The organism is Streptomyces sp. NPDC057002 (genome assembly GCF_042673825.1).
In the GTDB taxonomy this organism is placed as follows: Bacteria; Actinomycetota; Actinomycetes; order Streptomycetales; family Streptomycetaceae; genus Streptomyces.
Genome location: NZ_JBHURZ010000002.1, coordinates 1,087,071 through 1,109,803, shown reverse-complemented (window position 1 = coordinate 1,109,803; position 22,733 = coordinate 1,087,071). Strand labels below are relative to the sequence as shown.

Annotated in this window: 24 protein-coding genes; 9 read left to right on the top strand and 15 right to left on the bottom strand. The window is 71.7% G+C overall.

The window, feature by feature from the left end:
• Positions 1-114 precede the first annotated feature (114 nt).
• Positions 115-1,164: an acyl-CoA dehydrogenase family protein gene (locus ACFT32_RS13040; RefSeq protein WP_382488488.1), complete on the top strand. Its 1,050-nt coding sequence runs from the start codon at positions 115-117 to the stop codon at positions 1,162-1,164.
• On the opposite strand, the gene ACFT32_RS13035 is transcribed toward ACFT32_RS13040, so the two are convergent.
• The 4 genes from ACFT32_RS13035 to ACFT32_RS13020 form a co-directional block, all read right to left on the bottom strand.
• The gene (locus ACFT32_RS13035) at positions 1,161-2,372 is read right to left on the bottom strand and encodes a serine hydrolase domain-containing protein (protein WP_382488487.1); all 1,212 of its coding nucleotides are present in this window, start codon (positions 2,370-2,372) and stop codon (positions 1,161-1,163) included. The two genes, ACFT32_RS13040 and ACFT32_RS13035, sit on opposite strands and share 4 nt — an antisense overlap.
• A gap of 99 nt (positions 2,373-2,471) precedes the next feature.
• Positions 2,472-3,026, bottom strand: a complete 555-nt coding sequence (gene ssuE / locus ACFT32_RS13030; protein ID WP_382488486.1) for an NADPH-dependent FMN reductase — start codon at positions 3,024-3,026, stop codon at positions 2,472-2,474.
• 153 nt (positions 3,027-3,179) lie between these two features.
• On the bottom strand, positions 3,180-3,257 hold the full coding sequence (locus tag ACFT32_RS13025) for a putative leader peptide (protein WP_351405193.1): 78 nt from the start codon (positions 3,255-3,257) through the stop codon (positions 3,180-3,182).
• Between the two features lie 91 nt (positions 3,258-3,348).
• Positions 3,349-3,528, bottom strand: coding sequence for a hypothetical protein (locus tag ACFT32_RS13020; protein ID WP_189725354.1), 180 nt, complete (start codon positions 3,526-3,528; stop codon positions 3,349-3,351).
• Between the two features lie 228 nt (positions 3,529-3,756).
• On the opposite strand from ACFT32_RS13020, the gene ACFT32_RS13015 reads away from it, so the two are divergent.
• Positions 3,757-4,197 (top strand): SPW repeat protein, encoded by a 441-nt coding sequence (locus ACFT32_RS13015; RefSeq protein WP_382488485.1) that lies wholly within the window; start codon positions 3,757-3,759, stop codon positions 4,195-4,197.
• 161 nt (positions 4,198-4,358) lie between these two features.
• On the top strand, positions 4,359-4,622 hold the full coding sequence (locus ACFT32_RS13010; protein ID WP_184595905.1) for a GlsB/YeaQ/YmgE family stress response membrane protein: 264 nt from the start codon (positions 4,359-4,361) through the stop codon (positions 4,620-4,622).
• Positions 4,623-4,747: 125 nt separating this feature from the next.
• Here the strand turns inward: ACFT32_RS13010 and ACFT32_RS13005 are convergent, their stop codons facing one another.
• Positions 4,748-5,671: an NAD-dependent epimerase/dehydratase family protein gene (locus ACFT32_RS13005; protein WP_382488890.1), complete on the bottom strand. Its 924-nt coding sequence runs from the start codon at positions 5,669-5,671 to the stop codon at positions 4,748-4,750.
• A gap of 135 nt (positions 5,672-5,806) precedes the next feature.
• Between ACFT32_RS13005 and ACFT32_RS13000 the strand changes: the two genes are divergently transcribed.
• Positions 5,807-6,292: a nucleoside deaminase gene (locus ACFT32_RS13000; RefSeq protein WP_382488484.1), complete on the top strand. Its 486-nt coding sequence runs from the start codon at positions 5,807-5,809 to the stop codon at positions 6,290-6,292.
• 164 nt (positions 6,293-6,456) lie between these two features.
• Positions 6,457-7,191: a class I SAM-dependent methyltransferase gene (locus ACFT32_RS12995; RefSeq protein WP_382488483.1), complete on the top strand. Its 735-nt coding sequence runs from the start codon at positions 6,457-6,459 to the stop codon at positions 7,189-7,191.
• Positions 7,192-7,691: 500 nt separating this feature from the next.
• Here the strand turns inward: ACFT32_RS12995 and ACFT32_RS12990 are convergent, their stop codons facing one another.
• Entirely contained in the window at positions 7,692-8,375 is a 684-nt protein-coding gene (locus ACFT32_RS12990) for a chaplin (protein ID WP_382488482.1), read from the bottom strand.
• A gap of 274 nt (positions 8,376-8,649) precedes the next feature.
• Here ACFT32_RS12990 and ACFT32_RS12985 point away from each other — a divergent pair, with 274 nt between their 5' ends.
• From ACFT32_RS12985 to ACFT32_RS12975, 3 genes are all read left to right on the top strand, one after another.
• Positions 8,650-10,221: an alpha/beta hydrolase gene (locus ACFT32_RS12985; protein ID WP_382488481.1), complete on the top strand. Its 1,572-nt coding sequence runs from the start codon at positions 8,650-8,652 to the stop codon at positions 10,219-10,221.
• Between the two features lie 77 nt (positions 10,222-10,298).
• The gene (locus ACFT32_RS12980; protein ID WP_382488480.1) at positions 10,299-11,393 is read left to right on the top strand and encodes a chemotaxis protein; all 1,095 of its coding nucleotides are present in this window, start codon (positions 10,299-10,301) and stop codon (positions 11,391-11,393) included.
• A 271-nt stretch (positions 11,394-11,664) separates the two neighbouring features.
• Positions 11,665-13,074 (top strand): PP2C family protein-serine/threonine phosphatase, encoded by a 1,410-nt coding sequence (locus ACFT32_RS12975; protein WP_382488479.1) that lies wholly within the window; start codon positions 11,665-11,667, stop codon positions 13,072-13,074.
• Between the two features lie 5 nt (positions 13,075-13,079).
• Here ACFT32_RS12975 and ACFT32_RS12970 read toward each other — a convergent pair whose 3' ends face one another.
• A complete protein-coding gene (locus ACFT32_RS12970; protein WP_382488478.1) occupies positions 13,080-14,573 on the bottom strand; it encodes a hypothetical protein in 1,494 nt (497 codons plus the stop codon).
• Between the two features lie 234 nt (positions 14,574-14,807).
• On the opposite strand from ACFT32_RS12970, the gene ACFT32_RS12965 reads away from it, so the two are divergent.
• Positions 14,808-15,947: an aminoglycoside phosphotransferase family protein gene (locus tag ACFT32_RS12965; RefSeq protein ID WP_382488477.1), complete on the top strand. Its 1,140-nt coding sequence runs from the start codon at positions 14,808-14,810 to the stop codon at positions 15,945-15,947.
• Positions 15,948-16,022: 75 nt separating this feature from the next.
• Here ACFT32_RS12965 and ACFT32_RS12960 read toward each other — a convergent pair whose 3' ends face one another.
• The 8 genes from ACFT32_RS12960 to ACFT32_RS12925 all read right to left on the bottom strand — a co-directional run bounded on the left by ACFT32_RS12960 (position 16,023) and on the right by ACFT32_RS12925 (position 22,632).
• Positions 16,023-16,520: a hypothetical protein gene (locus tag ACFT32_RS12960; protein ID WP_003987988.1), complete on the bottom strand. Its 498-nt coding sequence runs from the start codon at positions 16,518-16,520 to the stop codon at positions 16,023-16,025.
• Between the two features lie 72 nt (positions 16,521-16,592).
• A complete protein-coding gene (locus ACFT32_RS12955; protein ID WP_382488476.1) occupies positions 16,593-17,192 on the bottom strand; it encodes a CGNR zinc finger domain-containing protein in 600 nt (199 codons plus the stop codon).
• 40 nt (positions 17,193-17,232) lie between these two features.
• A complete protein-coding gene (locus ACFT32_RS12950) occupies positions 17,233-18,135 on the bottom strand; it encodes a universal stress protein (protein ID WP_382488475.1) in 903 nt (300 codons plus the stop codon).
• 163 nt (positions 18,136-18,298) lie between these two features.
• Positions 18,299-18,541: a DUF397 domain-containing protein gene (locus ACFT32_RS12945; RefSeq protein ID WP_382488474.1), complete on the bottom strand. Its 243-nt coding sequence runs from the start codon at positions 18,539-18,541 to the stop codon at positions 18,299-18,301.
• A 106-nt stretch (positions 18,542-18,647) separates the two neighbouring features.
• Positions 18,648-19,814 (bottom strand): thiolase domain-containing protein, encoded by a 1,167-nt coding sequence (locus tag ACFT32_RS12940; RefSeq protein WP_382488473.1) that lies wholly within the window; start codon positions 19,812-19,814, stop codon positions 18,648-18,650.
• Positions 19,811-20,875, bottom strand: a complete 1,065-nt coding sequence (locus tag ACFT32_RS12935) for a thiolase domain-containing protein (RefSeq protein ID WP_382488472.1) — start codon at positions 20,873-20,875, stop codon at positions 19,811-19,813. Before ACFT32_RS12935 ends, ACFT32_RS12940 begins: the two co-directional genes overlap by 4 nt.
• The gene (locus tag ACFT32_RS12930) at positions 20,872-21,813 is read right to left on the bottom strand and encodes a Zn-ribbon domain-containing OB-fold protein (protein WP_382488471.1); all 942 of its coding nucleotides are present in this window, start codon (positions 21,811-21,813) and stop codon (positions 20,872-20,874) included. The genes ACFT32_RS12935 and ACFT32_RS12930 overlap by 4 nt, the downstream gene beginning before the upstream one ends.
• Before the next feature lie 18 nt (positions 21,814-21,831).
• On the bottom strand, positions 21,832-22,632 hold the full coding sequence (locus tag ACFT32_RS12925) for a crotonase/enoyl-CoA hydratase family protein (protein ID WP_382488470.1): 801 nt from the start codon (positions 22,630-22,632) through the stop codon (positions 21,832-21,834).
• Positions 22,633-22,733 lie beyond the last annotated feature (101 nt).

Genomic DNA, 22,733 nt, shown 5'->3' with positions numbered 1-22,733 from the left:
TCCGGGTGTCGGGCTGTCGAGGTAGGGGGGTGTCGGGGTGTCCTTGCACCTCCTACACGAACGACACGCCCCCGGATCGACACCCCGCGCCGCGCGACCGGGAGAATTTCTCCCATGACCACCACACCCCATCCCCTCGTCACCCGCGCACAGCGACTGGCGCACGATCTCCTCGTCCCGCATGCCGAGCGCGTCGACCAGGAGGGTGTGCCGGCGAGCCATATCGCGGCCGTGAAGCGGTCGGGGCTGCTCGGCGTGGGCGCGCCGGAGGAGTACGGCGGGGCGGACGCGCCCGTCGGCGTGGCGCGGGAGACCGCGGAGATCCTGGCCGGGGCGTGCTGCTCCACATGGTTCGTGCAGACACAGCACCACACTCCGGTGAAGCTGATCGCCACATATGACTCGCCCGTCCGCGAGAAGTTCCTGCGTCCGCTGGCGACCGGCGAGGTGATGGCCGGTATCGCGTTCGCCCATGTCCGCGCCTTCCCCCGCGTCTCTGTGCGGGCGGTTCCCGAGCGGGGCGGCTGGCGCTTCGAGGGAACGGTGCCCTGGTTCACGGGCTGGGGTCTGAACGACGTGATGCTGCTGGCCGGTGTGACGGACGCGGCCGAGGTGGTGTTCGTCCTCGCCGAGGCCCGCGAGCAGCCGGGGCTGTCTCCGTCGGCGCCGATGCGGCTCGCGGCCCTCACCGCCGCCCGTACGGTCTCTCTGGAACTGGACGGCCTGTGGGTGCCGGACGAGGCCGTCGTGTTGCGTGTGCCGCAGAAGGAGTTCGCCCTGGTCGACCTGCCCAGGGCCGCCAACGCCAGTCCGGCCGTCTTCGGAGTGGCGTACGCGGCGCTGGACCTGGTGGCGGATTCCCCGGACGGCCAGGAGCCGGCCCGCTCGCTGCGGGCCCGGATCGACGAGGTCCGGCAGGAGGCCTACACACTGGCCGACCATCCGGTCCCCCACGAGTGCGTCCCGGAACGACTGGCCGTCAAGACACGCGCGTACGACCTCATGCGCGCGGCCACGACCGCGGCGGTCGTGGCCGGGGGCGGCCGGTCCATGGCCCTGGACAGCCGGGCGCAGCGGCTGGCCCGCGAGGGGATGTTCCTGCTGGTGCAGGGCCAGACGGCCGAGGCACGCCGGACGCACCTCGGGTCGCTGGCGTCCGGCTAGCCGAGCTGAGGCAGGAGCGGCTTGTCGGTCGGGCTTCCGGCCGGGGACGGCGCCTTGTCGCAGAACTCCGCTTCGATCACATCGACATAGAGCGATCCGTTCTGGAGCCAGTCACCGTTGATGTTGAACGTCAGCTGGTGCCTGCCGTCCTGTGTGCCCACCATCGCGGACAGCGAGCCGTTGGTACGGCCGGACTTGCCCACCACCTTCACCCCGCAGGACAGCTCCGCGAACTCGACCCCGAGCCCGAACCCCAGCCCCTCCCCCGACGGGACCTCGTCGAGCATTTCCTTCATCTGGGCAGGTGGCAGCAACTTGCCCGTCATCAGGGCTCGTTGGAAGCGGTTGAGATCGCCGCTGGTGGAGATGACGTCGCCGGCCGCGCCCAGCCAGGTCATGTTCTGTTCGGTGGCGTCATGGATCTCGGCGTCCGGCGCTTCCTCATGGAGCCGGGAGTAGCCGACGGGGTGCGGGTTCGGCATCCTCGGCGACGTCCCGGGGAAGGACGTCCCGCGCAGCTTCAGCGGCCGGATGACGCGACGGGTGATCTCCCGCGCGTAGGAGCGGCCCGTCGCCTTCTCGATGACCATCCCGGCGATGACGAAGTTGGTGTTCGAGTACACCGGCGCCGTCTCCGGGTCGGGCAGTGGCGGGTACTTCAGCGCGATCGCCACGAGTTCCTCGGGCGTGTGGGTGTCGTACCGGTGCTCCGGGAAGCCGGGGCCGGCGGCGTCGTGGATGAACGCGGGGTCGTCGGTGTAATTGGCGATGCCGCTGGTGTGGTTGAGGAGCCGGCGCAGGGTGATCCCGTTTCCGTCGTAGCCGTTGCCCCGCACCAGGCCGGGCAGCCACGATTCGACGGTGTCGTCCAGGCTCAGTCTTCCTTCGGCCTCCAACTGGAGCAGGACGGTCGCGACGAACGTCTTGGTGATGCTGGCGCCGCGGAAGTGGTCGGCGGGCGAACGCTCGCGGCCGGTGCCGGTGTCCGAGTGACCGGACACGGCCGACCAACTCTCCTTGCCGTCACGGACCTCGGCCGCCACGCCGGGCAGTCCGCCCTTCTCGACCAGATTCCGCAGTGCGGTTCGGGTCGCCTCGTGGCCGTGCTCGGACTGTGCTGCCTGTGCGGACGGGGCGAGGGCCGCCGTTCCGGCGGACAGTGCCATGGCCAGAGCCAATAAGACGGTGTGTGCGGCCCGCTGCTTCATGCGTGTATGCCTCCTGGTCACCGAGGGGCAAGGCCTGCCCCTCGGTGCGGATGACGCCGAAGTCGGGCTCCAGGGTTGATCTTTGGAGAGTCGGAGACGTCAGCCCGCCACTGCCAGCAGCGGGGTGCGGCCGAGCGCCGCGGAGAACTGGTCCACCACCTGGGTGAGTGCCTCGGCGGCGGCCGGCGCGACGGTCAGGGTGCCGTCGTCCTGCACGGCGAGGTCCTTGTCGAGGGTGAACCAGCCCTGCACGGTGTGGGCCGCGCCCATGGAGGTGAGCACCGGGCGCAGCGCGTAGTCGATGGCCAGGACATGGGCGATGCTGCCACCCGTGGCGAGCGGCAGCACGGTCTTGCCGGTGAGGGCGTACTGCGGGAGCAGGTCCAGCAGGGCCTTGAGGACACCGGAGTAGGAGGCCTTGTAGACGGGTGTGCCGACGACGACGCCGTCGGCACGCGCGAACAGTTCGGTGGCCTCGACGATCGCGGGGTGCCGGAAGTCCGCGCCGAGCAGGGCCTCGGCGGGGATGGTGCGGACGTCGAGCGGGATGACGTCATGGCCCTGGGCGGCCAGCCGCTCGTCAAGGTGGCGCAGCAGTCGGCTGGTGCGGGAGGAGGCGGAGGGGCTGCCGGAGACGGACAGGACGGTGGCCATGGATTCTCTTTCCGGGGAGAAGGCGCGACTGCGCGCGGCAGAGCCGTAATCGGGGACGCCGGGTTGAGCCGCGTTCTGCCACGTCCCGCGGTGTTCGAAGGACGTGACAGAGCGACGAATTCAGGCGTGCGGGGAAGCTGCGAGCGGGAAGGCTCAGGCTGCTGCGCGACAGGAAGCGCTGGAGACGCGTGCGAGGTCGACGTGGCGTCGCCGCGTGAGGTCCAGTCGCATGGTCATGCCATGGATCGTCGCAGCGGGGGACGAGGACCGTCAAGGAACGCGCGGCTCATCTCGTATCCCGGACCCCGGATTCCAGCCGGACTCAGGCGTCGTCGTCCGACGGAACCACCACGAGGAAGGCGTCCGACTCCAGGTCCATCACGACGGTGGCGGGCTCACCCTCGGCGCGGCAGCGTGCCGCGTACTCCTCCGCCGGCCACGATCCGCGCGGGGCTCCCGCCGGGAACCGCTCCAACACCTTCGCGCTGATCGCCGTAGACATGTCCGCTGCCCTCCGCTGTCCCGCGCCGCCCGCCGGGCGACGTCGATCGGTCACTGCCGTATCCCTCCGGTTGCCCGCGATCCGCCCGGACATGTACCGCCCGGTAGGAGTCCACACCCCCGCACAACCCCTACACATAAAGGAAAAATAAGAGCAGAATGTGCTTACGCGGCGCTTACCGCATACCCCACCAGACGCGGTCGCCCTGTAAGACGAAGGAGACGAGTCATGGCCAACGTCTCGCCCACCAGAGGTGACATCACCAGCCACCCTGATGCCTCCGAGATGCGGGATCGGTATGCCCGCATGCTCGGTGGACGCGATGTGGCGCTCGTGGACGGACCGGTGTTCCTGCTGGGTCTGTACTGCGCGGCCTCCCCGTGGATAGTCCATTACACGACCAGTCAGCCGCCGCTCGTGACGCACAACCTGATCATGGGGATCGCGATCGGTCTGCTGGCGCTCGGGTTCACTCGTGCTCCGGAGCGTATGTACGGGCTGAGCTGGGCCATGTGCGCCCTCGGGGTGTGGATGATCGTCTCGCCGTGGATCGTCGGCGAGAGCCCGGACGCCGGGGTCGTGTGGAACAACATCATCATCGGTGCACTGGCCGTGATCCTCGGCCTGGTGTGCGCCGGCACGGCGGCGAAGGCCTCCCCGAAGCCGTAGCCCCCCGCCGGAAGGGAAACGAAGGCCGGTCCGCGCTCCCGGACCGGCCCTTTCGCGTCCGCACCCGCGCCGGGAACGGCCAAGCGGCGCTGGACCCGGAGTGTCCGGGCCGCCAGGGGGCAGACGCACTGCAGCGGGGGTCCTGAGGAGGAGGGGCGGAGATGGAAGTCGACGGCATCATCAGTGCCATCGTGATCGGCATCGTCATCGGCGTCCTGGGCCGGCTCGTGGTCCCGGGCCGTCAGCGCATCGGAATTCTGTGGACGATCGTCGTCGGCATCATCGCCGCGCTGATCGGCTCCGCACTCGCCGGCGCCTTCGGCGTGGCCGACACCAAGGGTGTCGACTGGGTCGAATGGCTCATCCAGATCGGCCTCGCCGCGCTCGGCGTCGCCGCGCTGGACCGTTCGAAGGCAGGCCGCTGACGGCGTAGCGAACGACGGCGTATATCGACAGTACGTGCGCGACACCAGGAGTTGACCGGAACCGGTGTGTCACGGCCCTGCGGCCCGGCGCACCGGAGCCGGACCCGGCCGGTACTCCCCCGGCGTCAACGGCCCGCCGACCGCATCGCGGCGAGCCCCTCGCCGCTGGACGCGTAGCGCGCAGTCCAGCCCAGTTCGCGTTCCGCCTTGGCGCAGGACACCCGGAGCCGCGACGCCATCACGGTGTGCGCGTACGACATGGGCTTCATCAGCCACAGCGGCACCATCATCGGCTTCGGCAGTCCGAACGTCTCGGCCACGCTCTCGATGTGGGCGCGGAAGCCGAGCGGTGTCCGGTCCGCGATGTTGTACGCCTGCCCCGGCCGGCCGCGCTCCACGGCGGCGGCCACCGCGCGGGCGGCATCGGTGAGCTCCACCCACGGCAGTACCCGGTCGCGGTCCCCGGGCATCGGCAACCGCCTCCGGCGCAGCAGCGGCAGCAGGGTGTCGGTGCCGCCGGGGCCGTAGAACAGGCCGAAGCGGAGCGCGACGCCCTCCAGTGCCTCCGACTCGAAGGTGAGCCGCTCCTTGGTCCGCATGCCGGCGATGTGCTGCTCCAGCTGCGGTGTCCTGCCGAGCGGGCCGAAGGGGTCGTCCTCGGTGAGCGGGCGGTCGCCGTGGTCCCCGTAGCCGTAGCCGAAGACGATCGACTCCGCGACGAAGCGGCGGGCACCGGTGACGCGGGCGGCCTCGACGAGGTGGGCCGTGCCCTGGGTGCGCAGCGCGTCGGTGGCGTCCATGTCGCGGTCGCGCATCGGGGGCTTGCGCAGGGCGGTCGCGGCGTGGATCACGGTGTCGAAGTGGTGCCCGTCGACGGCGCGCAGCAGCGCGTCGCGGTCCATGAGGTCGGCGCGGATGCCGTTGTCCCGGCTCCGGCCGAGTCCGGTGACCTTGTGGCCCTCCTCGGTGAGCGCGTGGGTGATGTGCCGGCCGAGGACACCGCTCGCGCCGGCGAGGAGGATGCTCTGGTGCTTCTGGTTCGTCGTCATGACCATGCGACGGATCGGACGGGTGTGGATGTGACATCCGACGGCGACCGGGCGGCGCGATGTCCGGTGGGGCCGTACGCCCCGCCCGCCGTACAGTCCTGCTGATCACTTCGTCACGAGGAAGGGCCCGGCACCATGGTCGTGAAGGACACGGAACTGCCTCACCTGCGTCGCTGCGTGGAACTCGCGGCCGAGGCACTGGACGCCGGGGACGAACCGTTCGGTTCGGTGCTGGTGGGGAGGGACGGCACGGTGCTCGCCGAGGACCGCAACCGCGTGGCCTCGGGCGACCGCACCCGGCATCCCGAGTTCGAGCTGGCCCGCTGGTCGGCCGCCCGTCTCACGCCCGAGGAGCGGGCGGCGGCCACGGTCTACACCTCCGGCGAGCACTGCCCGATGTGCGCGGCGGCGCACGCCTGGGTCGGTCTGGGACGCATCGCCTATGTCGCCTCGTCCGAGCAACTCGTGTCCTGGCTGGGCGAGTTGGGCGTCCCAGCACCCCCGGTGCGGACACTCCCCGTCCATGAGGTGGCACCCGGTGTGATCGTGGACGGTCCGGTGCCCGAACTGACGGAACGGATCCGGGATTTGCACGTGCGGTTCCATAGCGGGCGCGGCTGAGTCGCCCCTGATCCCCCCGCCCGCCCGAGATGCAGGGCCGCATGGGCGAATCTACGATCGAATTCAACTGGAGTCTCCCGGGCGTCACTGGCATCGATCACCTCAACGGGACCCTGACCCGGCTGTCCGAGCGCTTCCCGCTGCGGCTGAAGGGCTGAACGGCCATGACGACGCACAACGACGACGTGGACTGGGACCGCTGGCCGGTCGCGGACTACCTCGCGGAGAAGTACCGCGAGGTGCATCCCTCGGACGCGGCGATCATCGCGCACCACAGCGCCTTCTACCGGCGCATCCCGCCCGGCGGCATCGACCGCTCGGTGGAGTTCGGGGCGGGCCCCAACCTCTACCCGCTGATCCTCGCGTCCGCCGCGTGCCGCAGGATCGACGCCGTGGAGGCGGGGGCGAGCAGCGTCGCCTATCTCCAGGAACAGATCTGTCACCGCCTCGACGCGAGCTGGCTCCCCTTCCACGCGCTGTGCCGGGAGCTCAACCCCGACGTGCCGGCGACCCTGGCCGGGGCGCTGGCTCCGGTGAACGTCGTCCACGCCGACGTCCGGACCCTGCCGCCCGGCTTCTACGGACTCGCCTCCATGCACTTCGTCGCCGAGGGCGCCACGGAGGACTTCGCCGAGTTCGCCGACTTCTGCCGCACCTTCGTCCGCACGGTCACGCCCGGCGGCCACCTGGTCGCCGCCTTCATGGAGAACCTGCCGACCTACCGCATCGGCCCGGCGTCCCGCTGGCCGGGCTGCCCGGTGAACCCGACGACGGTCACCGAGGTCTTCACCCCTCTGACCCACGACCTGGACGTATCCCACATCGACACCGACCGCACCCTGCCGGACCACGGCGACTCCGGAATGGTGCTGCTCACGGGGGTGGCGGAGCCGCTCTGACGACACGATTCCGCCGGCCGCCGACGCTTGCACGGGCCTCGACTGCGCACACCGGGCACCGCCGCCTGCGACATCTGCCCGTCCGGCGACCCGATACACCGCCCGACGGCGCACTGACGACGCCGATGCGGCCGACCACCGGCCGGACCGCGGCCCCACCAGCTCGGGTCCGGCGAGCTCGGAGCGTCGCCGCTCCCGGGCCCGGAAGGAATGTCGAGTGCCGCCGCCCAGGCGACGCCGCGGGCACCACACAGCCCCCGGGCCCCGCAGCGGCACCGCATGCCTCCGCCCAACGGGAACCGAAACGCTGCGCGGCTTCCCACACGAGAGCGCCACGACGTAGCACCACTCGGCAACGCCGCCAGGATGCCCCGGCTCGCGGCCCCGCCGTCCGGTGTCGCCTGCCACCGGACGGCGGGGCCGCGAGGGCGCTGTCGTTTCCGGGCAGGGGAGCGGGATCGCGTGTCAACGCGCCGAGGGACCGCCAGGGCTCCGCCGCGTCAGCGTCGCTGCGCGCCGTCCGTCGCCGGGCGGAATCGCCGGCGCAGCACCACTCCCCCGAGCACCAGCGCCGCGCTCGCCGCGACGGCCGGCAGGGTGTGGTCCGAGCCTGTGTGGGCGAGGGCGCCCGTGGCCTGCGGCACGGAGTGCGGGACAGGGGCAGGGTCGGGGGCGGGGTGCGCCCGGGGCGGGACGGACGGCTTCGGGGCCGCCGGCTTCGGAGGGTGGTGGGGGCGGACCGGCCGGCCTCCGGAGGTGTTGGAGGACTGGTTGCCGGTCGCCGCGTTGCCGATGCCGACCACGTTCACGCTGTTGCCGGTGACGTTGACCGGGACATCGACCGGCAGCTGTACGCCGTTGCCGGAGACCACGCCCGGCGAATCCTTTCCGCTGCTCTCGGCGACCGCACCGCCGGGCTTGCCCGGCCGGCCCGCCCGCCCGTCGCCCTTGTTCGCGCAGCTGTTGCCCGCGGCGGGGTTCAGGACCCCCACCACGTTCACCGTGTTCCCGCACACGTTCACCGGGACATGCACCGGCAGCTGAACGGTGTTGCCGGAGACCACCCCGGGCGAACCGGCCGCCGATCCGTCCGCCGCGGAATCCGCGTACGCGGGGACGGCCATGGCCATCGCGCCCGAGGCGGCGGCGACGGCGAACACACCGTTTCGGGTAACCCGTCTCATAGGTTCCCTGCCTTCCAGACATCGTCGCGGGCACTCACCCGCACGGGATAGAACGCGGGGCGCACGATCCGAGTTATGGCTTATCGGCCTTTCACTCCATCGAGCGGCCCGGTTGTCGAACTAGCGGTAAAGCCCTTCGTATGCGGCACGGAGCAGCGCACTCCGAGGCACTGCGAGCCGCCGCACCCGCCCGGAGGCGGCGCTTCAGGGGCCCGCTTATGGTGGGCGAGGGCGCCGGTTCCCGGTCCGCTGTGGGGCGCCCCTGGAGGCATTGATGCTGGCCAAGCTGTCCACGCACCTCTCGATCCGGCGCTGCGCGGTCACCGGCGTGGCCGGGCTGGCCCTGCTGGGCGCGGGCCTGCCGGCGGCCGACGACCCCCCGCCCGGTTTGTCGCGCTTCTACGACCAGAAGGTCAAGTGGTCGCCGTGCGAGGGCATGGACATGCCCAAGGATCTGCAGTGCGGCAAGGTCACCGTGCCGCTCGACTACGCCAGGCCCGAGAAGGGCACTCTCGATCTCGCCGTGGCCCGCTACCGGGCCACGGGCAAGTCCCGGGGCTCGGTGCTGCTGAACTTCGGCGGACCGGGCGTCCCGGGCGTGACCCAACTCGCCCTCGGCGGCAAACACTTCATGGGCCTGACGAACGGCTACGACGTCGTCGGCTTCGACCCTCGCGGCGTCGGCCGCTCCGCACCGGTGAGCTGCGGAAACTCCTCCAACGGCGCACTGGACGCGACAGACGGGAACGCCGAGGTCGCCGATCCGCAGGCCGTGCTCGAGAAGCTGCGCGCGGCTGCGGCCGAGTGCGCCGAGCACTCGGGACCCGTGCTGCGTCACATGGGCACGGTGAACGCCGCCCGCGACCTGGACGTCATGCGCGACGCGCTCGGCGACGACAAGCTCAACTACCTGGGCTTCTCGTACGGCAGCCGGCTCGGGGCGGTCTACTCGGCCCGGTTCCCCGAGAAGGTCGGCAGGGTGGCGCTGGACGGCGTGGACACGCTGACCGAGCCGTTGTCCGAGCAGGGCATGGTGAGCGCCCGGGGACTGCAGACCGCGCTGGACAACTTCCTGACCTGGTGCACGGAGGACATCGCCTGCCCGTTCGGGCAGGATCCGCGAAAGGCCAGGGAACACGTCGTACAGGTGGTCCAGTCGCTCGACGAGGACCCGGTGCCGACGGACTTCGGCGAGGCCTTCTCCGGCCAGGACTTCGCGGGCGCGCTCGGGCAGGGCCTCTACAGCAGGGAGCTGTGGCCCTTGCTCCAGCGGGCGATCGCCCAGCTGCTCGAGGAGGGCGACACGCGTGGCCTGGAGGCCTTCGCGTCCGGAGGCGTCACGCTCCCGCCGCTGCGGGGCAAGCACCGCGGACTCGTCGACCCGGATGATGTGCCCCTGGACAACCTGCCGGCGGCGCTGATGGCGATCAACTGCGCGGACGATCCCGACCGCCCCGCCGCCGCGCAGGTCACCAAGGACCTCGGCCGGCTGCGCGCCCGCTACGAGCAGGCGTCACCGGTCTTCGGCCGGTACCGGCTCACCCAGGTGCTGCTGTGCTACGGCCGCCCCAAGGGCACCGACTTCATCCGCGACGAGGTCAAGGACGTCGACGCGCCGAGGATGCTGCTCGTCGGAACCCGTGGCGACCCCGCCACGCCGTACCGCTGGACGGTGGAGACGGCCGAGCGGCTCGGCTCGTCGGCCGTGGTGCTCGACAACCGGGGCGAGGGCCACACCGGCTACGGGTCCTCCAAGTGCGTGCACGCCAAGGTCGACGCCTTCCTGCTGTACGGCACCCTCCCCCCGGACGGCAGCTCCTGCGGCTCCGACCACGACACCGAGTGAGTCGCCGCTCCCCCACTCGAACCGGCGAACCGATTGCCCCAAATGCCCCAATCGCGAATCGGCTCTATCGTTCTGTCATGGAGCACGTTCTGAGTCCCGCGACCCTTGCCGAGCTGCGGCGCCCGCGCCCTTACCCCGCGGTCTCCGTGCTGACGCCGACCCACCGGCGCGAGCCCTACAACGCCCAGGACCAGGTCCGGCTGCGCAATGTCGTGGCCGAGGCCAAGAGGCAACTGGAGGTCGATCCCGCCGTCACCCGGGAACGCCGGGCCGAGGTCGGCCGGCACCTGGACCGGGCCCTGTCCGAGGTCGATCTCACGCACGCCGAGGACGGCCTGGTGATCTTCGCGGCCCCCGGTGAGCACCAGGTGTGGTCACTCGCCCGGTCCGTACCCGAACGCGTGGTGCTCTCGGACACCTTCCTCACGCGGAATCTGGTCTCCGCCCAGACGGCCGGGCGGCCGTTCTGGGTGCTGTCGCTCGCCGCGGACCGCGTCACGCTGTGGAACGGCGGGGCCGACCGGGTCGTCGAGGCGCGCGTCGGCGGCTTCCCGCTGACCAGGCGCGTGGAGAACTTCGACCCCGAACGGCTGCAGCGGATCGGCGACACGCCGAGCGCCTTCCGGGAGGAACGCACCCGCCAGTTCCTCCGCGAGGCCGACGCCGCGATGAACGCCGTCCTGCGGGACCACCCGCGACGGCTGTACGTCACCGGCGAGCCGGCCGCCCTGTCCCTGATCGACGAGGCCGGCACCACCGCCAGGGGCGCGGTGCACGTTCCGCACGGCGGCCTCGCCCACGGGAACCCCGACACCGTGTGGCAGGCCATGCGGCCGGTGATCGAGGCGGAGGCCCGCCGGAGCACGGACGCCGTGAGCCGCGCCCTCGAAACGGCCCGCGGACGGCGGGAGTTCGCCGCCGGAGTCGACGAGCTGTGGCAGAGCGCCCGGGACGGCCGCGTCCGGCTGCTGGCCGTCGAGGAGAACTACCGCGTGACGGTCCGCGACGCCGGGGATCATCTGATCCTCACCGAGAGCGGCGACCTCGACTCCCGCGAGGACATCGTGGACGAGATCGTCGAGCAGTGCCTGGAGACCGGCGCCGACGTCCGCTTCGTGCCGGACGGCGCGCTCGGTGAGGCGGACGGCATCGCCGGGGTACTGAGGTACTGAAGAGCTCGAACACAGGGCCGTCGAACACGCGCGGCACCGGGGCGCGACGTTACCCACGGGTCGTCAAATACCCTGTGTAACCTACGACTTGGGCATCCGGTCGGCACACTTCGCGCCTACCTCGGAGTAACTCCGCGAGACTGTGGCATATGCCAGAAGCACCACCGTATCGTGTGTTGCCGAATCCCTTACAGGGCGTCGCGGGCTGTGCGACAGTCGTAACGGTCCCTCCGTCCGCCCTGGTCGTACCGTCCCCGCATCGGAGTGCGTCATGCCGTCCCACCTCTCCGCGGACCGCCCAGCCGCCCAGCCGCCCGGACGCGGCTCGGTCGACGCGCTCATATCGCAGACGCGGCGGCTCAAGGGCGACATGGACGCGGTGCGGCGCGACGCCGAGGGGGACGGATCGGATCACCCGCGGGGTCGCTGGCAGCGCGCCCTGTACGACCTGGCCCTGCACCAGCTCAACGACCTCGACGAGCATCTGGCGCAGCTGCGGGACGGCCCGCCGCCCGCGGCGGCCCCCCTGGAACCCGCCATGCCCCCGCAGGGCTCGCTGCTCAGCCGGGTCGGCAGCGCCGAGTGGAACCTGCTGACGGACGAGGCCAGTTGGTCCGGGGAGCTCTACCAGATCCTGGGCCGCGACCCCGACGCCCCGCCGCTCACCCTCGACGAGATGCCGTCCCTGGTCCTGGACGAGGACCGGCCGAAGCTGACGGCGATGGTCACGAACTGCCTCGTCGACGCCCGGCCCATCGACGGCGAGTTCCGCATCGCACGCCGGGACGGCGACGTCCGGACCGTGCACATGATGGGCGAACCGGTGCTCGACACTGACGGCAGCACCGCCTCGATGTGGGCCGTGCTGCGGGACGTCAGCGAACTGCGCCGCAGCCAGCGGGTGGTCAGCGAGACCCGTGACTCGCTCCACCACCAGGGGCATGCCGCGCGGACCGAACACCGGCTCGCGGTCGAGTTGCAGGAGGCCGTGCTTCCGCCGTGGCGCGGCTCCCTGCGGCTCCCGCACCGGAGCCCAGGGACCCTCGACCTCGCCGCCCACCACCTGCCGGCGTCCACGAACACGCTGATCGGCGGCGACTGGTACGACGCGCTCGAACTGACCGACGGCGAAACGCTCCTGAGCGTCGGCGACCTCACCGGACACGGAGTCGGTGTCACCTCGAACATGACCATGCTGCTCGGCGCCGTACGCGGCATGGCGATGGCCGGCGCCCCGCCAGGACAACTGATGGCCTGGCTCAACCAGTTACTCGACGCCACCGTGCAGCCCGCCCTCGGCAGCGCCGTCTGCTGCCGCTACCGGCCCGGGACCCGCACCCTGGTGTGGGCGCAGGCCGGGCACCCCGCCCCGCTGCTGTTCCGCGACGGGACGGGGCGCGTCCTGGACACACCGGACGGCGTCCTGCTCGGCGCCACCTCGGGCGCCGTCTACGGACAGGCCGAAGAGACCCTCGAGGTGGGCGATCTGCTGCTCCTGCACACCGACGGGCTGGTACCCGGGCACACCGGAGCGGCGGCCGTGAACCTCCTCCTCGATCTGGCCCCGCGCCTGACCGGGAACCGCACCGCGGAGGACTGCATGACGACGGTCGTCCAGGAGTTCGGCGAGAGCGCGCGCCAGGACAACGCCTGTGTGCTCGTCGCCAAGGTCACGGCATAGGAAGCTCAGGCCCGCGCGCTGTTGCCGCCCCTGCCCTTCGGCTTCGGAAGAGCGAGCTTGATCTCCTCCCGCAGCTCCTGGATCCTCGGATATCCGGCGTACTCGGCGGTGAGCCGGTACATCTCGCGCAGCCGGTCCCAGGTGCGGTGGGAGGAGTTCGATCCCATCGACACCAGGGCCAACCGCGCGTACCGGTCCGCCTGTTCGGGGTCGTCCGCGATGAAGCAGGCCGACGCCATCGACAGATAGTCGAAGATCTTCGACCGCTGCCGGCCGTCGATCCGCAGGGCCAGCGCCTTCTCCGCGTAGTGCTGGGCATGCGCGGACGCACCCGGCTCGAACTCGGCGAGCGTGCGGTAGGCCAGGGCCTGCATGCCGTAGAGGTCCTCCTCCTTGAAGGTCTGCATCCAGTCCGGCGGTGGTACGTCGGCCTTGTCGGAGACGAACAGGTCCTCCGCCTGCCCGAGCGTGCGGCGCATGGCCTGGCCCTTGCCCATGGCGGCCTGTGCCCAGGCCTCGATGGTGCAGAGCATCGCCCGGGTGCGGGGCAGTACGTCGTCGCCCGAGCCGGACGTGGCGAGCCTCATCAGGTCCAGGGCCTCGTCCGGCTTGCCCAGATGGACCATCTGGCGGGCCGCACGGGAGAGTGCCTCGCCCGCGCGGGGCCGGTCCCCGCCCTCCCGGGCCGCGTGCGCGGCGATGACGAAGTACTTCTGAGCCGTGGGTTCCAGGCCGACGTCGTGCGACATCCAGCCCGCGAGGACGGCCAGGTTGGCGGCGACGCCCCACAGGCGCCGCTGGAGATGGGGTGGGTGACGGTAGGCGAGCATGCCGCCCACCTCGTTGAGCTGGCCCACCACGGCCTTGCGCTGGAGCCCGCCGCCTCGGGCGGCGTCCCAGGCACGGAACACCTCGACCGAGCGCTCCAGTTCCTCGATCTCCTGCGACCCGATGGGGGCGGCCTCGTAACGGTCGAACCCAGCGGGGTCGGCGTGCAGGGACGGATCGAGGTCGGGAGCGTCGACAGCCAGGGCAGGGTCGGTGTGCAGCCAGTCGTACATGGCGCTGCTGAGTGCGGATCCCGCGGCGAGCGCGGCGCCCGCGCCCACCAAGCCGCGTCGGTTGAGCATGAGGTCCATTCCCGTGAATTCGGTGAGGACCGCGGCGGTCCGCTCGGGCGCCCACGGCACACCGTCGGGAGGCTCCGCGCTCCCGCCGCTTGGCCGTTTCCCCGCACGCCCGTGCCGGACCAGACCGAGGTCCTCGATGGTCACGACACGGCCGAGACGCTCGGTGAACAGAACCGCCAGCACCCGCGGCACCGGATCGCGCGGGATCTCTCCCGTGTCGATCCAACGCCGCACCCGGGAGGTGTCGGTCGAGAGCTGGGGGTGGCCCATGGCCGCCGCCTGCCGGTTGACCAGCCTCGCGAGTTCGCCCTTCGACCAGCCGGCCAGGCCGAACAGGTCCGAGAGACGGGTGTTGGGTTGTCCGCTCACATCAAGCCCCCAGGTACTCGGCTGAGTTGACAGTAGCCCGGGGAGACTTGCCGGGCGACTATTCGCCAGGGTTCGCCAGGGTTCGCCAGATGGTGTGCCACCGGGCATCCGGTGTCAGGTAGGAACGCGCCACCCCGACCCGGTCGCCGCAGGGACATTCCCCAGGATGCACCCGGGGGTCCGGGCCGGGTGGTGCGCTGTCGTCGCAGGCACACGAAGGGATCTGTTTCGCCCATGTACGCAGCATCGTCCTCCGTGTCCGCACCGCCCCGGTCGCTGCACCCGCGTCCCGCGGACAGCGGCCCCTACCTCGCCCCCGCGCGGCCGGCGGCCCCCGTCCTCGGTGCGGGCAGGGCACGGCGCGGCGCGGTTCTCGGAACCCAACCGCTCAGCGGAAGACTCGACTTGTCCGGCCCCCAGGGCGCGCAGCTGCGCACCGCCATCGCGTCGGTGCACCGCATCTGCCCGGAGTTCGCCCCGGTGCAGGTGCTGCGCCGCAACGGCCGGTCGGTACTCCTGGTCGGTACGACCGGTCGCAACACCGCTGTCGCCAAGTGTTTACTGGACCACTCCCCCGCCTGGTCCGAGCGGATCCATCACGAGATAGCGGCGTACCGCTCGTTCGTCCGGCACCGCCCTCCCGTGCGGGTGCCGAGACTGATCGCGGCGGACCCGGACAACTGCACACTGGTGATCGAGCGAATGCCCGGGCGGGTGGCGGCGCTCCAGCGACATCCGGCCGAGGCGCCGCCGCGGGCGGACATCAGAGCCGCGCTGGGCGCGATCTGCCGGCTGAACGCCTGGCGGCCGCCGGCGGGCACGTTCGACGCCCCGCTCGACTACGCGGCACGGATCTCGCGGTACCACGAGCTGGGCCTGCTCACCGACCGGGATCTTGGTGATCTGCAGAAGCTGCTGCACGGCATCGCGCAGGCGTCCGGGCGGCAGGGAATGGGCCAGTTCTGCCACGGCGACGCACTGCTGTCGAACATCCTCCTGTCACCAGCCGGTCCAGTGCTGGTGGACTGGGAGCACGCGGGCTGGTACCTGCCGGGCTACGACCTGGCGACGCTGTGGTCGGTGCTAGGGGACGCACCGGTGGCCCGTCGCCAGATCAGTCAGATCGCCCAGTCGGCGGGCCCTGCGTCCAGGGACGCCTTCCTGGTGAACCTGATGCTGGTGCTGACCCGTGAGATCCGTACGTACGAGACGGCCGTGCAGCGTTCGATGCACGACACGGCCCCGGCGGCACCGGGCCCGGCCCATCCTGGTGCTGCGCCGTCCGGCGAGGAGCAGCGGCTGCTGCTGCGGCGGCTGCACGACGACTGCCAGCTGGCCCGGCGGGCCGTGCGCGCGGCGGTCGGCACTCGCTGACGGGGACGAAGCGGCCGCCGCGCGCCTGGACAGGCGCGCGGCGGCCCTTTCGTATGTGGCCGTACGGCCGCCGGCTCAGCCCTGCTGGAACAGCTCGGCGGGCAGGGGTTTGAGGAGGGCGTACAGGTCGTCCGTGATGGGGCGGTCCCAGGCGGCGATGGTCACCAGGACATTGTCGCTGCGGTCGAACTGCACACAGGAGATCCGGCCCTCGGAGAGCTTGACGCGGCGGACGATCAGGAGGTTGTCGCCCTGCATCACCGGCACGTCCTCGGTGCTGACGACGGTGACCTCCTCGTCGTTCTCCAGCGCCAGCAGCAGCTGGGCCACCTCGAAGGGGACCTGCCCCTCGGGGACCTCGCGCGCCGGGGAGCCCTCCGGCAGATTGCCGATGATCATCGCGGGGCCGCGGCCGCCGAACAGGTCGTAGCGCAGGAAGACGCCCTGGCAGGTGCCGTCGGGGGCGGGCAGCAGTCCCGCACCGAGGTTGCCGGGCCAGTCGCCCGGGTCCATGGCCAGTACGTCGAAGTCAGGCCCGGCGGGAGTGGCGCTGCGGCGGCGGAGGAACGACATGTCGCCAATGGTACGTGCCCCGGCCTGCGAAGTGCCGGGCGGGCGGCGGCCCGGTCGGCCTGCTCCAGGGCCTCAAGTCGTCGCCCTGTGCCGTTGGTGGTGACGGGCGACCCGGGCGCGGTTGCCGCAGGACGGTTTGCACCACTCCTGGCGTGGGTGCTCCTTGAGGAAGTACCGCACGCAGCGCGGTGCGTGGCAGGCGCGCAGCCGGTCGCGGTCGGGGCTCGCGAGGAACGCGATCACGGCGTGCGCGAGGGTTGCCGTCAGGTCGTCGGCGCCGTCTACGGGCCGCCGGTGGACGACGGGCCCGGCCTCCCGGGGCCAGTGCAGGACCGGCACGGTGGGCGTGCGGGCGGCTGCCTCGTTGAGGCGCCGCACGGCCTCGGTCTCGGGCAGGAGGCGGGCCGCGTCCGCGGGGCTGGGCTCGCCGGGGCGCACGGCGCGGGCGAAGAGCGCGCGGGTGGCGGCACGCAGCTCGCGGACGGCGGCGAGCCGCTCGGCGTCGGCGGTGACCACCTCGGAGTCGGGCAGGACCTCGGCGTGTGCGCGGACCCAGGCGGTCAGGTCCGCCGGGTCGGTCAGATCGTCGGCCACGCCGCCGTCGCCGTCGTGCCGGACGGTGAGGGCCAGGTCCAGGGCGAGCCGGGCGTCCCTGCTGATCGGTTCCCGCATGAGGCTAATGATAGGCCTGGCGGTATCCATTACCGCGAGGTCAGCCCTCGGGCGGCGCCGGCGGGACCACCGCGACGGGGCTGGCGGCGTGCAGCAGGACGGCGTGGGTGACCGAGCCCATCATGCGGGCGGGTGCCAGCAGGTGCCGGCGGTGCCTGCCCACCACGACGAGGTCGGCGTCCCGGGAGGCCGCCACGAGGTGTCCGGCCGCGTCGCCCGCCGCGGCGAGCGGCTCGGCCCGGACGTCGGGGTGCCGTTCGCGGTACGGGGCGAGAAAGCCCTCGGCGAGGACCCGGGCCTCGTCCTCGATGACGTCCTGGTCGACCACCGGCGGGGGCATCTCCCCCGGCATCATCCAGGGCTGCGCGGGCCACGGGTAGGCGGCGACCGCCTCGAGCCGCGCGCCGCGCCGGGCGGCCTCGGCGAAAGCGAACTCGAGCGTGGCCTCGTCGGGGCCGTCCACCTTCAGGCCGACGACGACGCGCGCGCCGGGGCCCTCGGACGTCTCGTCCCGCACCTCGCCCGCGGCCCGGGGCACCACGACGACGGGGCACTCGGCGTCACGGGCGGCGGCCATGCCGTTGGAGCCGAGCAGCAGGCCGGCGAAGCCGCCGCGGCCCCGGGAGCCCAGCACCAGCAGTTGGGCGGAGGCTCCCAGTTCGGGCAGGACGGCGCTGACCACGCCCTCCAGTGCGACGTACTCCGTGTCCGGCCGGTCGGCGCGTCCTTCCAGGCGGGTGCGGACCCGGTCGAGGACGGGGTCGTCCTGTGGGTCCGCCGGTCCGGCGGCGAGGATCTCGGGCTGTGCCCAGTGGGCGTACTGGCGTACGTGGACCACGCGCAAGGGTGCCGAACGCCGGCGGGCGGCGTCGAGGGCCCACTCCAGGGCGTGCAGGCTCTCGTCCGAACCGTCGACCGCCGCGATGACCGGCAGGTTGCTCACGGGTTCCTCACCTCCGGGATACGACCGTTCCTTCCGGGGGCCAGCCTGGCTCAGGCGCCGGCCCCGGGAGGATGTCTCGGGTCGCGTGTCCGGAAATGCGGGCGCAACACCCCCGGATCGGCCGTCGGATCACGGCCGTCCGGGACGGCTCACCCGGTCCGCGTCACGTGAGGTCGAACTCCCCTTCCCGCGCTCCCGACACGAACGCGCCCCACTCGTCGGGCGTGAAGATCAGGGAAGGGCTCTCCGGGCGGCCACTGTTCCGCATGGCGATGAAGCCCTCCACGAAGGCGATCTGGACATCCCCCACGCCACGGCTGCTGGACTGCCACTCCGCGTTGGTGAGGTCCAGATCCGGCTTGTCCCAGCCCATGAGCGGGCGCTGCTGGGTGGTGGTCTCGGCCACGTCCGTGCTCCTCCCGATTCGTCGTCCGCGGCCAGCCTAGCGATCGTGTCCCATGGCCAACAGGGCACGTGAGGGGGACCTTTCACGAGTCGTTCCGGGAGTCGTTTCAGGACTCGGGGGGCTGTGCTCCCACGAGCCACATCGAGAAGAACTGCGATCCGCCTCCGTAGGCGTGTCCGAGGACCCTGCGGGCGCCGTCCACCTGGTGTTCCCCGGCCTGTCCGCGTACCTGGAGCGCCGCCTCGGCGAAGCGGATCATGCCGGAGGCGCCGATGGGGTTGGCGGACAGGACGCCGCCCGACATGTTGACGGGCAGGTCACCGTCCAGTTCGGTCACCCCCGCCTCGGTGAGCTTCCAGCCCTCGCCCTCGCCTGCGAAGCCGAGGTTCTCCAGCCACATCGGCTCGTACCAGGAGAAGGGCACATAGATCTCCGCGCCGTCGATCTCACGGCGGGGGTCGGTGATCCCGGCCTGCCGGTAGACGTCGGCCGCGCAGTCCTGGCCGGCCTGCGGGGAGACGAAGTCCTTGCCGGCGAAGAGGGTCGGTTCGCTGCGCATCGCGCCGCCGAGCATCCAGGCAGGCGGTCGTGGCGCCCGGGCGGCCCCGGCGCGGTCGGTGAGGATCATGGCGCAGGCGCCGTCGGAGGAGGGGCAGGTCTCGGAGTAGCGGACCGGGTCCCACAGCATGGGCGAGGCCGTCACCTTCTCCAGGGTGATGTCGTGTTCGTGCAGGTGGGCGTAGGGGTTCCTGAGCGCGTTGCGCCGGTCCTTGTAGGCGACGAGGGCGCCGACCGTCTCGGGTGCGCCACTGCGTCGCATGTACGCGCGTATGTGCGGGGCGAAGAAGCCGCCGGCCCCGGCCAGCAGGGGCTGCTGGAAGGGGATGGGCAGGGACAGGCCCCACATGGCGTTCGACTCGGACTGTTTTTCGAAGGCGAGGGTGAGGACCGTGCCGTGGACCCGGGCCGCGACGAGGTTCGCGGCGACGAGCGCGGTGGATCCGCCGACCGACCCGGCGGTGTGCACGCGGAGCATGGGTTTGCCGACGGCTCCGAGCGCGTCGGCGAGGTAGAGCTCCGGCATCATGACGCCCTCGAAGAAGTCGGGCGCCTTGCCGATCACGACGGCGTCGATGTCGGCCCAGGTCAGCTCGGCGTCGTCGAGCGCGCGCTGCGCCGCCTCCCTGACCAGCCCGGCGATCGACAGGTCCCGGCGTGCCGCGACGTGCTTGGTCTGGCCGATGCCGACGACGGCCACGGGCTCCTTGCTCATCGGGGCTCCCCTTCGAGTACGGCGACCAGGTTCTGCTGCAGGCAGGGGCCGGACGTGGCGTGGGCGAGGGCGCGGTCGGACTCGCCGCGGTGGATTCGGGCGGCGGCCTCTCCGAGGCGGATGAGGCCGGCGGCCATGATCGGGTTGGCGGCGAGGGCTCCGCCGGAGGGGTTGACGTGGACGCCGTCGTCGAGCCGGAGGGCTTTGCGCAGGACGATCTCCTGCGCGGTGAAGGGCGCGTGCAGCTCGGCGGTGTCGACGGGCTGTTCGAAGGCGCCGGCCCGCTCGGCGGCCAGGCGGGTGGACGGCGAGTCGGTCAGGTCGCGCACTCCGAGGCCGTGTGCCTCGATGCGGTGGTCGATGCCCCGGATCCAGGCGGGGCGGGCGCACAGTTCACGGGCCCGGTCTCCGGCCGCGAGGATCACGGCGGCGGCGCCGTCGCCGATGGGCGGGCAGTCGCCGGTGCGCAGGGGCCGTACCAGGTAGTCGCCCTGTGCCACGGATCCCTTGAGCTGTGCGTGGGGGTTGGCGGTGGCCGCCTCCCGGTTGCGGGCGGCGACGGCCGCGAGGGCGGGCTCGTCGGTGTCGCCGGCGTCGATGAGGGCCTGTGCCTGGAGGGCGGCGAGCGCCACGGAGTCGGGCCACAGGGGTGCCACGTAGTACGGGTCGAGCTGGCGGGTCAGTACGTCGCGGACCGGGCCGGGCGAGGACTTGCCGTACGAGTAGACCAGGGCGGTGTCGGCGTCGCCGGTGAGGAGCTTGGTCCAGGCCTCGTACAGGGCCCACGCGCCGTCCATCTCGACATGAGACTCGGAGATCGGCGGCCAGGCGCCGACGCCGTCGAGGGCGAGAGTGAAGGAGAAGGCGCGGCCGGCGAGGTAGTCGCTGGAGCCGGAGCAGGTGAAGTCGATGTCGGCGGTCTTCAGGCCGGTCCGGTCGAGGACCTCGTGCAGTACCGGCATCAGCATCTCCACCTCGGAGAGCTCCTCGCTGGTGCGCCGGTGGGCGGTCTGGGCGAAGGCGACGACGGCGATCTCGCGGTCCCCCGGTGCGCTCGTCACAGCAGCTCCTTGTAGGTGTCGTAGTCCGCGTCGGGCTCGCCCGTCGGCCGGTAGTGGTCGGGATAGCGGGCGCCGTCCGTCCACACGGGTTCGACCCTCAGCCCCATGCGGACCTCGTCGTAGGGGATGCCTCCGATACGGCCGTGCAGCGCGAGGCCGGCGCCGTCGAGGGCGATGTGGGCGTAGACGTACGGCACCTCGATGTCCAGGTTCTTCGCCTTGATGTTGACGATGCAGAACGTGGTCACCGTGCCGCGCGGCCCCACCTCGACCTGTTCGTCCGTGGCGATCCCACATGTGGGGCACGCACCCCTCGGCGGGACGTAGACCTTCCGGCAGGACGGGCAGCGCTCTCCGACGGTGCGCCGGCCGCCGAGGGCGTTGATGTAGGCGGTCTGGGCGCGGCCGGGCGAGTAGGTGTAGTCGAGGCGGGCGGCGGCGACGATGCCGGTGACGGGGGTGTCGAACTGGCCGGTGGCCCCGGCGGGTTGTGCGGGATCACCGTCGTACGGTTCGAAGCAGGCGATGTCCGTGATGGCGCCGGTGCGTTCCTCGGCCCAGCGGACGCGGACGCGCATGCCGGTGTGCACGGCGTCGGGGCCGGGGGCGTCGAGGGCGTGCAGGAGGGCGGTGTCGGCGCCGTCGAGGCGGACCAGGGCCCAGGCGAAGGGGGTGGTGAGGGGCTGGCCGCGGCGGGGGGCGTGGTTCCAGGCCCAGGTGGTGACCGTGCCGGTGGGGGCGACTTCGACGAGGTCGCGGATCTCCTCGGCGGTGACGGGGTCGTACTCGACGGGTGGGACGAGGACGCGGCCGTCGCTCGCCCGTACGCCCAGGACGACGCGTTCGCGCAGGCCGGTCAGGAAGGCGCTCTGGACGGGGCCGAGGGAGCGGGTGAAGGGGAACTCGACGACGAGGGGGGCTTTGAGGACTCCGGGCATGCCACAGGGCTCCTTCGGTCAGGCGCGCTTGTAGACGGGCGGTCGTTTCTCCGCGAAGGCGCGGGCGCCCTCCTTGGCGTCGGCAGTGTCGAACACCGGCCAGCCCCGGGTGAGTTCGGCCGCGAGCCCCTCGGACTCGGTCAGCTCCGCGGTCTCGTAGACGGAGGCCTTGACGGCTTCGACGGCCAGCGGGCCGCAGGAGTTGATCTGCTCGGCGATCTCCAGTGCCTTCGCGAGCGCGGTGCCGTCGGGGACGACATGGCCGACCAGGCCGATGGCGGCGGCCTCGCGGGCGCTGTAGGGCCGGCCGGTGAGGAGCATCTCCAGGGCGTGGGTGCGCGGGATCTGGCGTTGCAGCCGGACCGTGGAGCCGCCGATGGGGAACAGGCCCCGTTTCACCTCGAACAGGCCGAAGGTCGCCGATTCACCGGCGACGCGGATGTCGGTGCCCTGGAGCATCTCGGTGCCGCCCGCGACGCAGTACCCCTCGACGGCGGCGATCACCGGCTTGCGGGGGCGATGGTGGCGCAGCATCGCCTTCCAGTGCAGGTCGGGGTCGGCCTTGAGCCGGTCGCGGTACTCCTCGCCGGCCATGCCGTTCCCGGCGAGGGCCTTGAGGTCCATGCCCGAGCAGAACGAGCCGCCCGCGCCGGTGAACACGACCGAGCGGACCGAGTCGTCCGCGTCGGCTTCGAGCCAGCCGTCGTGGAGGCCGACAAGCATCGGCAGCGAGAGCGCGTTCCTGGCCTCCGGCCTGTTGAGCGTGAGCACCAATGTGGCGCCTTCGCGCTGCACGGTGAGGTGTTCCGTCCCACCCATGGCCAACTCCCCTCTCGAAGAACGAGAACAGGTTGCAGTAGGGCGGTAGGCACTTCAAGGGTTTTCTGACAGGTAGTCAGTTTTCTTCGCGCGGACCCTTC